A 13902-nucleotide genomic window follows, 5' to 3' on the forward strand; every position below is an offset into this window, starting at 1 on the left:
CGCTGAGCGGCGTGGTCGCGGAGTCCGCCGGTGAGCGCGCGGTCACGGTGGCCGCGCTGCGCGACGGCCGCCCCGAGGCGCACACCGTGCTGGCCTCGGTCGCCGAACTCTTCGTCCGGGGCGTCGCGGTGGACTGGGCGAAGACCCTGCCCGTCGGCCTTCCGGTCACCCATCTGGAGCTGCCCACCTACGCCTTCGACCACGAGCACTACTGGCTCCGGAGCGCTGCCGCCACCGACGCGGCCTCGCTCGGCCAGGGCCGGGCCGACCACCCGCTGCTCGGCGCCGTCGTCCAACTGCCGCAGTCGGACGGCCTGGTGTTCACCTCCCGGCTGTCGCTGCGCACCCACGGCTGGCTCGCCGACCACACCGTCGGGGGAGTGGTCCTCGTCCCCGGTGCCGCCCTGGTGGAGCTGGCCGTCCGGGCCGGGGACGAGGTCGGCTGCGGCACCCTCGACGACCTGGTCATCGAGGTACCGCTCCTCCTGCCCGAGCACGGCGGGGTCCGGGTCCAGGTCGCCGTCGGCGGCCCGGACGAGCAGGGCGCCCGCAAGGTCGAGGTGTACTCCGCCCACGAGGACGCGACGGAGACCTGGACCCGCCACGTCACCGGCACCCTCGCGGTGGCGCCCACGGCGGGGGCCGAGCCGTTCGACACCGGGGCGTGGCCCCCGGCCGGTGCGGAGCCGGTCGACGTCGACGGCCTCTACACCGAACTCATCGCTCACGGCCACGAGTACGGACCGCTGTTCCGCGCCCTCCGGGCGGTGTGGCGGCGCGGCGACGAGGTGTTCGCCGAGCTCGCCCTGCCCGACGGGCAGCGGGACACCGCCGCCCGGTTCGGCCTGCACCCCGCGCTGCTGGACGCCGCCCTGCACCCCGCCCTGCGGGACGCGGCCGCGGCGGACCGGGACCGGACGTGGCAGCCGCTGGAGTGGCACGGGCTGGCCCTGCACGCCGTCGGCGCCTCCGCGCTGCGGGTGCGGATCACCGCGGCCGGGCCCGACAGGCTGGCACTGGCGGCGGTCGACGAGGCCGGCGGCCCGGTCCTGACGGCAGCCGCGGTGACGCTGCGGCCGCTCTCCGCCGAGCAGTTGGCGGCCGCGGCGGGCACGGCCGACGACGACGGCCTGTACCGGGTCGACTGGACGGCGCTGCCCCCGGCGCCGCTGCAGGGCACCGGCACGGCGCCGCGGCGCGCGGCCGTCTCGACCGAGGCGGACCTCGCGGCCCTGACGGCCGGTGGGGACGTTCCCCCGGTCGTGGTCCTGACGGCCGTCACCGACGGCGAGGGGGCGGACGCCGTCCTCCCGCTCACCACCCGGGTGCTGGCGGTGGTGCAGTCCTGGTTGGCCGACGAAGCCCTGGAGGACTCCCGACTGGTGGTGCGGACCCGGGGCGCGGTGCCCGCCGGCGGCGACGCCGCGCTCACCGACCCGGCCGGCGCCGCCGTCTGGGGCCTGGTCCGGGCGGCCCAGGCCGAGAGCCCGGACCGGATCGTCCTGCTCGACCTCGACCCGGCCGCGCCCGACGACCTGGACACCGCGCTCGCCGCGGCGCTGCCGCTCGGCGAGCCGCAGGTCGCGGTGCGCGGGACGGCGCTGCACGTACCGCGCCTGGCCCGGACCGCCGGCGAGGTGCCCGGCGGCGAACCGGCCTTCCGCCCGGACGGCACGGTCCTGATCACCGGCGGCACCGGCTCGCTCGGCGCCCTGACCGCCCGTCACCTGGTCGCGCGGCACGGCGTCCGCCACCTGGTCCTCGCGGGCCGGCGCGGCCCGGACGCCGACGGCGCGGCGGAGCTCGCCGCCGAGCTGGAGGCCGCCGGGGCCACGGTGTCGGTGGTGGCCTGCGACGTCACCGACCGGGAGGCGGTCGCGGCGCTCCTGGCCGCCGTGCCGGCCGGGCACCCGCTGACCGGCATCGTGCACGCCGCCCGGGTCTTCGACGCCGGGGTGATCGGCGAGGTCGACCCGGACCGGATGGCGCGGGTCTTCGCGCCGAAGGTGACCGCCGTCCGCCACCTGGACGAGCTGAGCCGCGAACTCGCCCCCGAGCTGGACGCGTTCGTCCTGATGTCCTCCGCCTCCTCGGTCTTCCTGGGCGCGGGCACCGGCGGCTACGCCGCGGCCAACGCCTATCTGGACGCGGTGGCGCACCGGCGCCGCGCGGCAGGCCTGCCCGGTACGTCCCTCGCCTGGGGTGTGTGGGCGCAGGCCGACGGCTCCGCCGACGGGCCCGGTCAGGACCGGAGCGGCCGCCGGGGCGGTGTCCGGCCCCTGACGGCCGAGGCGGGCACGGCGCTGTTCGACGCGGCGCTGCGCACCGGCGAGGCCCTGCTGGTGCCGGTCGAGCTCGACCTGCGGGCGCTGCGCGCCGACGCCGCGCTCGGCGGCGGTGTCCCGCCGCTGCTGCGCGGTCTGGTCCGCACCGGCCGGCAGGCCGTCCGGGCGGCCGCCGGTGACGGCGGCGGCGGGCTGGCCCGCCGGCTGGCCGGGCTGGCGCCCGCCGAGCAGCAGGCCCTGCTGCTGGACCTGGTCCGCGCCCGGGTGGCGACCGTCCTCGGTCACGCCGGGTCGGAGCAGGTCAGGCCGGAGACGGCGTTCAAGGACGCCGGCTTCGACTCGCTCACCTCCGTCGAACTGCGCAACCGGCTCCGGGAGGCGACGGGCCTGAGCCTGCCGGCCACGGTGGTCTTCGACTACCCGACGCCGCTGGCCCTCGCGCACTACCTGCACGACCGGCTGGACCCGTCCGGCGAGGCCACCGCCACCTCGCACCCGCTGCTGGTCGAACTGAGCAGGCTGGAGGCGATGCTGGCCGAGACACCGGCCGGTGACACGGCCCGCGCCCAGGTCGCCACCCGGCTCCAGGGCCTGCTGGCCACCTGGTCGACGGCGAACGGCGGCGGGGCGGCCGAGGAACAGATCGACTACGACACCGCCTCCGACGACGAGCTCTTCGACCTCATCGACACGGAGTTCGGCAGCTGACCGCCACCGGCACCCCCGCAGACCACCCGACGCCACAGCCTTCTAGGAGCCGAACTTCGATGGCGGATGAAAGCAAGCTTCGCGACTACCTCAAGCGCGTCCTCGCCGAAGCGCGCCGCTCCCAGCAACGCGTGCTGGAGCTGGAGGCCGAGAAGGCGGAGCCGATCGCGATCGTGGGCATGGCGTGCCGGCTGCCGGGCGGGGTGGCGGGCCCCGACGACCTGTGGCGGCTGGTCACCGAGCGCGGGGACGGCGTGTCGGGCTTCCCGACCGACCGCGGCTGGGACCTGGACGGGCTGTTCGACGAGGACCCGGAGAAGAGCGGCACCTCCTATGTGAGCCGGGGCGGCTTCCTGCACGAGGCGGGGCTGTTCGACGCGGGCTTCTTCGGGATCTCGCCGCGCGAGGCGGTGGCGATGGACCCGCAGCAGCGTCTGCTGCTGGAGACCTCGTGGGAGGCGCTGGAGCGGGCCGGCGTCGACGCGGCGGGGCTGAAGGGCTCGGACGTCGGCGTCTTCGTCGGAGTGATCAACGAGGGCTACGCGACCGGCGGTCCCGTCCCCCCGGAGCTGGAGGGCTTCACCGGGACGGGGACCACCGGCAGCGTGGCGTCGGGCCGGATCTCCTACGTGTTCGGCTTCGAGGGTCCGGCGGTCACCGTGGACACCGCCTGCTCGTCGTCCCTGGTGGCGATGCACCTGGCCGCGCAGGCGCTGCGGCGCGGGGAGTGCTCGCTGGCGCTGGCCGGCGGCGCCACCGTGATGGCCGGGCCGGGCATGTTCATGGAGTTCTCGCGGCAGCGGGCGCTGGCGGCCGACGGCCGGTGCAAGTCCTACGCGGACGCGGCGGACGGCACGGGCTGGGCCGAGGGCGCCGGCATGGTGCTGCTGGAGCGGCTCTCCGAGGCGCGGGCCAACGGGCACCGGGTGCTCGCGGTGCTGCGCGGGTCGGCGGTGAACCAGGACGGCGCGTCGAACGGGCTGACCGCGCCCAACGGCCCCTCGCAGCAGCGGGTGATCCGCAAGGCGCTGGCGGCGGCCGGGCTCACCCCGGCCGACGTGGACGTGGTGGAGGGGCACGGTACCGGCACGGTGCTGGGCGACCCGATCGAGGCGCAGGCGCTGCTGGCGACCTACGGCCAGGAGCGCGAGCCCGGGCGTCCGCTCTGGCTGGGATCGCTGAAGTCCAACATCGGCCACACCCAGGCCGCCGCCGGGGTGGCGGGCGTGATCAAGATGGTGCAGGCCATGCGGCACGGCGTGCTGCCCGCGACCCTGCACGTCGACGCGCCCAGTACCGAGGTGGACTGGTCGGCCGGCGCGGTGGAGCTGCTCACCGAGGCGCGGGACTGGCCGGAGACCGGGCGGCCGCGCCGGGCCGGGGTCTCCTCCTTCGGCGTCAGCGGTACCAACGCGCACGTCGTCCTGGAGGAACCGCCCGCCGAGGCACCCGCCGAGCCGGACGCGGTGCGGTCCGCGCCGGGCGGTGTGCTGCCGCTGGTCGTCTCGGCGTCCTCGGCCGGCTCGCTGGCCGGGCAGGCCGAGCGGCTGGCGGCCTTCCTCGGCACCGCCGAGGGGCCGGAACCGGCGGACGTCGCCGCCGCGCTGGCCACCGGGCGGACGGCGCTCGCCGAGCGCGCGGTGCTGGTGGCCGGTTCGCCGGAGGAGGCGCTGGCCGGGCTGGGCGCCCTGGCCCGGGGTGAGTCCGCTCCCGGGCTGGTGACGGGCAGCGCGGCCGGTGCGGGCAAGCTCGTCCTGGTCTTCCCGGGGCAGGGTTCGCAGTGGGTCGGGATGGGCCGTGAACTGCTGGACACCTCACCGGTGTTCGCGGAGCGCGTCGCGGAGTGCGCCCGGGCTCTGGACCCGTTCGTCGACTGGTCGCTGGCGGAGGTCCTGCGCGGCGAGGCCCCGGCCGAACTGCTCGACCGGGTGGACGTGCTCCAGCCGGCGAGTTTCGCGGTGATGGTCGGTCTGGCCGCCGTCTGGGCCTCGGTGGGCGTGCTGCCGGACGCCGTGCTGGGCCACTCGCAGGGTGAGATCGCGGCGGCCTGCGTGGCGGGTGCGCTGTCGCTGGAGGACGCGGCGCGGATCGTGGCGGTGCGCAGCCAGGTGATCGCCGGGAGCCTGGCCGGTCGCGGGGGGATGGCGTCGGTGGCGCTCTCCGAGAGCGAGGCTGTGGAGCGGCTGGTGCGCTGGGCGGACCGCGTCGAGGTCGCGGCCGTCAACGGCCCGGCCTCGGTGGTCATCGCGGGTGACGCCGAGGCGCTGGACGAGGCGCTGGAGGTCCTCGCGGCCGACGGTGTCCGGGTGCGCCGGGTGGCGGTGGACTACGCCTCCCACACCCGTCATGTCGAGGCGATCGAGGACACCCTGGCGAAGGCCTTCGCGGACATCCGCAGCCAGGCCCCGCTGGTCCCGTTCCTCTCCACCGTCACGAGTGCTTGGGTCACCGAGGCCGGCGTGCTGGACGGCGGCTACTGGTACCGCAACCTGCGCGGCCAGGTCCGCTTCGGCCCCGCCGTCGCCGCGCTGCTCGAAGCGGGCCACACGGTGTTCGTGGAGTCGAGCGCGCACCCGGTGCTGGTCCAGCCGGTCAGCGAGATCGTGGACGAAGCCGGGGCCGAGGCCCTGGTCACCGGGACGCTGCGGCGGGAGGAGGGCGGTCCGCGCCGCCTGCTGGCCTCGGTGGCCGAACTCTTCGTCCGCGGCGTGGCCGTGGACTGGACGGGCGTCCTGCCGACCGGCACCGCCCGCGTCGAGCTGCCGACCTACGCCTTCGACCACCGGCACTACTGGCTCCAGCTCGGCCCGGCCGCCGACGCGGCCTCGCTCGGCCAGGCCGCCGCCGACCACCCCCTGATGGGCGCCGTGACGGAGGTGCCGGAGACCGGCGGCCTGCTCGGCACCTCGCGGCTGTCGCTGCGCACCCACCCCTGGCTGGCCGACCACGTCGTCGGCGGTGCCGTGCTGCTCCCGGCCGGCGCCCTGGTGGAGCTGGCCGTGCGGGCCGGTGACGAGCTGGGCTGCGGCACCCTCGACGACCTGGTGGTCAAGGCCCCGCTGATCCTGCCCGAACAGGGCGGCGTCCGGGTCCAGGTGACCGTCGGCGGCCCCGACGAGAGCGGTGCCCGCAGCGTCGCCGTCTACTCCACCCGGGAGGACGCCGCGGGCGACAGCGGCGGCGACACCTGGACCCGCCACGCCACCGGCACCCTCACCGCGACGACCAAGACCGCCGCCCCCCAGGCCGACTTCACCGTCTGGCCGCCCGCCGGGGCCCGGCCGGTCGACGTCGACGCCCTCTACGCCGACCTCGGCGGGCACGGCTACCAGCACGGCCCGGCCTTCCGGGGCCTGCGCGGGCTCTGGCAGCGCGGCGCGGAGACCTTCGCCGAGATCGCGGTGGACGAGGAGAGCCGGGAGGAGGCCGGGCGGTTCGGCCTGCACCCCGCCCTGCTCGACGCCGCCCTGCACCCGGCCCTGCGGGACACCGCGGTGGCCGACGGTGCTGCGACCGGCGCCCGGGTCTGGCAGCCGCTGGCCTGGCAGGGGCTCGCCCTGCACGCCGTCGGCGCCTCCGTGCTGCGGGTGCGGATCGCGCCGCAGGGCGGCGACGCCCTGACGGTGGAGGCGGTCGACCCGGCCGGCGGCGTGGTCCTGACGGCGGACTCGGTGGAGCTGCGGCCGCTGACCGCCGAGCAGTTGACGGCCGGCCCGGGCACGGCGGGCGCCGACTCGCTGTTCCGCGTCGAGTGGAGCGACCTGCCACCGTCCACGGTGGCGGCGGCCGACCGGCCGGTCTGGGTCGCGGTGTCCGACGCGGCCGGGATCACCGCGCTGGCCGACGGCGCGGGCCCGGAGGCGGCGCTCCCCGCCGCGGCGGTCCTGGACGCCGTGGCGGACGGCGCCGACGGCGTCGACGCCGCGCTCGCCCTGACCAACCGGGTGCTGGCGGCAGTCCAGGCCTGGCTGGCCGCGCCCGGACTGGAGGAGGCCCGGCTGGTCGTCGCCACCCGGGGCGCGGTCGGCGCCGGCGCGGACGGCGCGGTCACCGACCCGGCCGGTGGCGCGGTGTGGGGCCTGATCCGCGCCGCCCAGACCGAGAACCCGGACCGGATCGTCCTGCTCGACCTCGACCCCGCCGCGGACCTCGACCTCGACCTCGCCCCGGTGCTGGGTACGGCGCTCGCCACCGGGGAGCCTGAACTGGCCCTGCGCGGCACGGCGCTGTCCGTCCCGCGGCTCGTCCGCGCCGCACCGGCCGCCGGGGCCGACGGCGGGACGGGGACCGGCCTCGACCCCGAGGGCATCGTCCTGATCACCGGTGGCACCGGCTCGCTGGGCGGGATCCTCGCCCGGCACCTGGTCGCCGACCACGGCATCCGGCACCTGGCGCTGGTCAGCCGGCGCGGCCCGGCGGCCGAGGGCGCGGCCCAGCTGGTCGCCGAACTGAAGGGGCTCGGCGCGACGACGGTCGCGGTGGAGTCCTGCGACGTGACCGACCGGGCTGCCGTGGCGGACCTGCTGGCCGACGTGCGACGCGCCGGGCGCCGGCTGACCGCCGTCGTGCACACCGCGGGCATCGCCGACGCCGGTGTCATCGGCTCGCTGGACCCCGAGCGGGTCGCCCAGGTCTTCGCCCCGAAGGTCACCGCGGCCCAGCACCTGGACGCCCTGACCCGCGAACTCGCCCCCGACCTGGACGCGTTCGTGGTCTTCTCCTCGGTCTCCTCGGTGTTCCTCGGCGCGGGCACCGGCAGCTACGCGGCCGCCAACGCCTTCCTGGACGCCCTCGCCCACCAGCGCCGGGCGGCCGGTCTGGCCGCGACCTCGCTGGCCTGGGGCCTGTGGAACCAGACCGCCGGCGGTATGGCAGCCGGCATGGACGACCTCACCCGCAGCCGGATGAACCGACGCGGCGGCGTGCTGGCGATGACGGCCGAGGAGGGCATGGACCTCTTCGACGCGGCCCTGCGCACCGGCGAGGCGCTGCTCATCCCGGCCAAGCTCGACCTGCGGGCGCTGCGCGCCGGCGCCGCGGCCGGCCGGGACGTCCCGACCCTGCTGCGCGGTCTGGTGCGGACCGGGCGGCAGCTGGTGCGGGCGGCCTCGGGGGACGGCGGCGGCGGGCTGGCCGGTCGGCTGGCCGGGCTGGCGGCGGCCGAGCAGGAGGCGCTGCTGCTGGAGCTGGTCCGCGGCCACGCGGCGACCGTGCTCGGGCACGCGGGGCCCGACGCGATCAGGAGCGGGACGGCCTTCCGGGACTCCGGCTTCGACTCGCTGACCTCCGTCGAGCTGCGCAACCGGCTGCGCGAGGCGACCGGTCTGAAGCTGGCCGCGACGGTGGTCTTCGACCACCCGACCCCGCTCGCGTTCGCCCGCTACCTGCACGCCGAGTTCGGTCTCGTCGCCGACGGGGCCGCCGCGGCGGCGCCGGCGGTCGCGCCCGCCGACCCGGACGAGCCGATCGCGATCGTCGGCATGGCCTGCCGCCTGCCCGGCGGCGTCGGCAGCCCGGCGGACCTCTGGCGGCTGGTCAGCGAGGGCCGGGACGCGATGTCCGGCTTCCCCGAGGACCGCGGCTGGGACGTGGCGGACCTCTTCGACGCCGACCCCGGAAAGGCCGGCACGTCCTATGTGAGCCAGGGCGGATTCCTCTACGAGGCGGGGCGGTTCGACGCCGGGTTCTTCGGCATCAGCCCGCGGGAGGCGCTGGCGATGGACCCGCAGCAGCGGTTGCTGCTGGAGACCTCGTGGGAGGCGCTGGAGCGGGCCGGCATCGACCCCCTCTCGCTGAAGGGCACGGACGCCGGGGTGTTCTCCGGCGTCATGGGCCAGGGCTACGGCGCCGGCGGCGCGGTGCCCGCGGAGCTGGAGGGCTTCACCGGCACCGGCGGCATGGGCAGCGTGGCCTCCGGCCGAGTGGCCTACGTCTTCGGGTTCGAGGGCCCGGCGGTCACCGTGGACACGGCCTGCTCGTCGTCGCTGGTGGCGATGCACCTGGCCGCGCAGGCGCTGCGCCAGGGCGAGTGCTCGATGGCGCTGGCCGGCGGTGCGACCGTGATGGCCACCCCCGGTACCTTCGTGGAGTTCTCCCGCCAGCGCGGCCTGGCGACGGACGGCCGCTGCAAGTCCTACGCGGACGCGGCGGACGGCACCGGCTGGGCCGAGGGCGCGGGTGTGGTGGTGCTGGAGCGGCTGTCGGAGGCGCGGCGCAAGGGGCACCGGGTGCTCGCGCTGGTCCGCGGCAGCGCGGTGAACCAGGACGGCGCGTCCAACGGTCTGACCGCGCCCAGCGGGGTCTCGCAGCAGCGGGTGATCCGCAAGGCGCTGGCCAACGCGGGCCTGACCGGTACCGAGGTGGACGTGGTCGAGGGCCACGGCACCGGGACGGTCCTGGGGGACCCGATCGAGGCGCAGGCGCTGCTGGCCACCTACGGCCAGGACCGGGAGCCGGGGCGGCCGCTCTGGCTGGGCTCGCTGAAGTCCAACATCGGCCACACCCAGATGGCCGCCGGGGTGGCCGGTGTGATCAAGATGGTGGAGGCGCTGCGGCACGGTGTGCTGCCGCCCACACTGCACGTGGACGCGCCGTCCTCGCAGGTGGACTGGACGGCGGGCGCCGTCGAACTGCTGACCGAGGCGCGGGAGTGGCCGGAGACCGGCCGCCCCCGCCGGGTGGGCGTCTCCGGCTTCGGGGTCAGCGGGACGAACGCGCACCTGATCCTGGAGCAGGCCCCGGTCGAGGCCGAGGCGCGGGCCGTCGCGGTCGAGGCCGCTCCGACGGGTGTGGTCCCGCTGGTGCTGTCGGCGAAGAGCGCGCGGTCGCTGGCCGGGCAGGCCGACCGGCTCGCGCCCTTCGTCGAGACCTCCGAGGCCGGGCCGGCGGAGATCGCCGCCGCGCTGCTGGCGCAGCGGGCGCTGCTGTCGGAGCGCGCGGTGGTGCTGGCGGGTTCGCCGGAGGAGGCGCTGGCCGGGCTGAGTGCCCTGGCGCGGGGCGAGCACAGCCCGGTGCTGGTGACCGGGACCGCCGGTGAGGCGGCGCGCACGGTGCTGGTGTTCCCGGGGCAGGGGTCGCAGCGGGTCGGGATGGGCCGTGAGCTGGCGGAGCGGTACCCGGTGTTCGCCGAGGCCTTCGAGGCTGCGTGCGCGGCGTTGGACGCGCGGTTGGCGGGGTGGACCGACCACCCGGTCAAGGACGTGGTGTTCGGTACGGCCGGGTCGCTGGACCAGACCGTGTACACCCAGGCCGGGTTGTTCGCGGTGGAGACGGCGTTGTTCCGGCTGGTCGAGTCCTGGGGCGTCCGGCCGGACGCCGTCATGGGCCACTCGATCGGGGAGATCACGGCCGCGCACGTGGCCGGGGTGCTCTCGCTCGGGGACGCGGCGGCGGTGGTCGCCGCGCGCGGTCGGCTGATGCAGGCGCTGCCGTCCGGCGGCGCGATGGTGGCGGTGGCAGCCACCGAGGCCGAGGTGGCCGAACTCCTCGGTGACGGCGTGGATCTGGCGGCGGTGAACGGTCCTTTGTCGGTGGTGCTCTCCGGCGAGGAGGCGGCCGTGCTGAAGGCCGTTGAAGCCCTCAAGGCGCAGGGCCGCAAGGTCAAGCAACTGACCGTCTCGCATGCCTTCCACTCGGCGCTGATGGAGCCGATGCTGGCGGAGTTCGCCGCCGTCCTCGCCGAGGTGGTCTGGCGCGAACCGAGGCTCCCAGTGATCTCCAACGTCACCGGCCGACCGGCCGAGCCCGGCCAACTGGCCGACCCCGCCTACTGGGTGGACCATGTCCGCCGCCCGGTCCGGTTCGCCGACGGCATCGCCGTCGCAGCCGGGGACGGCACCGCACTGTTCGTCGAACTGGGCCCCGGCGCCGCGCTCAGCAGCGCGGTGGCGGAGTCCGCCGGCGACGGCGCGCTCTGCGTGGCGGCCCTGCGCGACGGCCGCCCCGAGGCGCACACCGTGCTGGCCGCGGTGGCCGAACTCCTCGTCCGGGGCGTCGCGGTGGACTGGTCCGGCCTCCTGCCCGCCGACCCGGGCCACCTGGAGCTGCCGACCTACGCCTTCGACCACCGGCAGTACTGGCTGCAGCCCGCCCCGGCCGCCGACGCCGCCTTCCTGGGACTGACCGGGACCGACCACCCGCTGCTCGGCGCGGTGATGCACCTGCCGCAGAACGACGGCCTGGTGTTCACCTCCCGGCTCTCGCTGCGCACGCACCCGTGGCTCGCCGACCACGCCGTCGGCGGGGTCGTCCTGCTGCCCGGCACCGGCCTGGTCGAGCTGGCCGTCCGGGCCGGCGACGAGGCCGGCTGCGGCGCCCTGGACGAACTGGTCATCGAGGCTCCGCTGGTGGTGCCGGACCACGGCGGCGTCCGGGTCCAGGTCGCGCTCGGCGGCCCGGACGAGCGGGGCACCCGGACGGTGGAGGTGTACTCCGCCCGGGAGGACGCGGTGGAGGCCGGGCCGGACGGCTGGACCCGCCATGCCACCGGCACCCTGCGGCCGGCCGGGACCGGCGCCGCACCGGAGTTCGACCTCACCGCCTGGCCGCCGCCCGGCGCCCAGCCGGTCGAGGTCGACGTCGAGGGCTTCTACGCCGACCTGATCCGGCTCGGCTACACCTACGGCCCGTCGTTCCAGGGCCTGCGGGCGGTCTGGCGGCGCGGCGAGGAGGTCTTCGCCGAGATCGCCCTGCCGGAGGACCACCGCGAGGGGGCGGGCCGCTTCGGCATCCATCCCGCGCTGCTCGACGCCGCCCTGCACGCCAACGGCTTCGTCCGCCCGGCCGATGCCCCCGAGGCGGCGGACGAGCCCCGGACGGTCCTGCCGTTCGCCTGGAACGGGCTCACCCTGCACGCCGTCGGCGCCTCGGCGCTGCGGGTCCGGGTGGCACCGTCGGGCCAGGACGCGGTGTCGCTCCAGGCCGCCGACGAGACCGGTGGTCCGGTCCTGACGCTGGACTCCCTGGTGTTCCGCGCCGTCTCCGCCGAGCAGTTGGAGGCGGCGGCGGGTGCGCCGGGCGGCGACTCGCTGTTCCGGGTGGAGTGGACGGCCCTGCCGTCGCCGCCGCCCCTCGCGGCCGCGCCGAGCCGGGTGTCCGTCGCCACCGCCGACGAGGTGACCGCGCTGGCCGCGGAGGGCGGGGTGCCGGACGCCGTGGTGCTGACGGCGGCCGGTGCGGACGCGCTGGAGCTCGGCACCCGGGTGCTCGACGTGCTCCAGGCGTGGCTGGTCGCTCCGGTCCCGGAGGCATCCCGGCTGGTCGTGGCGACCAGGGGCGCGGTGCCCGCCGGTGGCGACGCCGCGGTGACGGACCCGGCCGGCAGCGCCGTCTGGGGCCTGGTCCGGGCCGCCCAGGTGGAGAACCCCGACCGGATCGTCCTGCTCGACACCGCTGCCGGCACCGACGCCGATGCGGTCCTCGCCGCCGTGCTGGCCACCGGTGAACCGCAGGTCGCGGTGCGCGGCCCGGTGCTCTCCGCGCCGCGCCTGGTCCGGGCCGGCGCCGTCGACCGGGCGGAGCCGGTGCTGGACCGGGCGGGGACGGTGCTGGTCACCGGTGGTACCGGGTCGCTGGGTGCGGTGCTGGCCCGGCACCTGGTGACCGAGCACGGGATCCGGCACCTGGTGCTGACCAGCCGGCGGGGCCTGGAGGCCGACGGTGCCCAGGAGTTGGTGGCCGAGCTGCACGCGCTCGGCGCCGAGTCGGTGGCCGTACCGACCTGCGACGTGACCGACCGGGACGCGGTGGCCGCACTGCTCGCCTCCGTGGTCGACGAGCGCCCGCTGACGGCCGTCGTGCACACCGCGGGCGTCCTGGACGACGGGGTGATCGGCGCGCTGACGCCCGAGCGGCTGGCCCGGGTCTTCGCCCCGAAGGTGACCGCCGTCGGCCACCTGGACGAGCTCACCCGCGAACTCGCCCCCGACCTGGCGGCGTTCGTCGTCTACTCCTCCGCCTCCGGCCTGTTCGGCTCCGCCGGCCAGGGCAACTACGCGGCGGCCAACGCCTACCTCGACGGCCTGATGGCCAGGCGCCGGTCGGCCGGCCTGCCGGCGCTCTCGCTCGCCTGGGGCCCGTGGGAGCAGAGCGCCACCGGGATGACCACCGGCGCCGAGGCGGCCGGGCGCACCCGGACGAACCGCCGCGGCGGCATTCTCGCGCTCGGGCCGGCGGAGGGCACCGCGCTGTTCGACGCCGCGCTCGGCGCGGACGAGGCGCTGCTGGTGCCGATCAAGCTGGACCTGCGGGCGATCAGGGCCGAGGCCGCGACCGGCGGGGGAGTACCGCCCCTGCTGCGCGGCCAGGTGAGGGCCGGCCGCCAGGTGGCCCGGGCCGCGTCCGGCGACGGCGGCGACGGCCTGGTGCGCCGGCTCACCGGGCTCGCCCGGGCCGACCAGGAGGCCCTGCTGGTGGACCTCCTGCGGGCCCAGGTCGCGCTGGTCCTGGGCCACACCGGACCGGACGGGGTGGTGGCCGGGACGTCCTTCAAGGACGCCGGATTCGACTCGCTCACCTCGGTCGAGCTGCGCAACCGGCTCCGCGAGGCCACCGGCCTCAATCTGTCCGCCACCGTGGTCTTCGACTACCCGACCCCGCTCGCCCTGGCCCGCCACGTGCACGGCGAGCTGCTCCCGGACGGCGCGGCGAGCGGCCCGGAAGTGGACGAGGACCGGCTGCGGCACGCCCTGGTCTCCCTCCCGATGGCCCGATTCCGGGAGGCCGGGCTGATGGAAGCCCTGGTCAGGCTGGTCGCACTGGACACCGGCGGACCGGCGGCCGACGCGGCGGACGAGGACGACCGGCCGGGCACGCTCGCCGACCTGGACGTCGACGACCTCGTCCAACTGGCGCTCGGCGGCGACGACGACGAGGGCCTCGAAAGCTGATGCGGTACAACGTGAATGGGGCA

At 76.8% G+C, this 13902-nt stretch carries 2 protein-coding genes; both read left to right on the forward strand.

The features are described from left to right. Positions 1-2993: SDR family NAD(P)-dependent oxidoreductase (locus tag ABZ497_RS20105; protein ID WP_359807010.1), on the forward strand; the 2993-nt coding region annotated here is incomplete at its 5' end. 59 nt (positions 2994-3052) lie between these two features. Further along, complete coding sequence (locus ABZ497_RS20110) at positions 3053-13879, forward strand: type I polyketide synthase (RefSeq protein WP_359807012.1); 10827 nt, start codon at positions 3053-3055, stop codon at positions 13877-13879. Positions 13880-13902: the final 23 nt, after the last annotated feature.

It is taken from the genome of Kitasatospora sp. NPDC005751 (assembly GCF_040630835.1).
Classification (GTDB): domain Bacteria; phylum Actinomycetota; class Actinomycetes; order Streptomycetales; family Streptomycetaceae; genus Kitasatospora.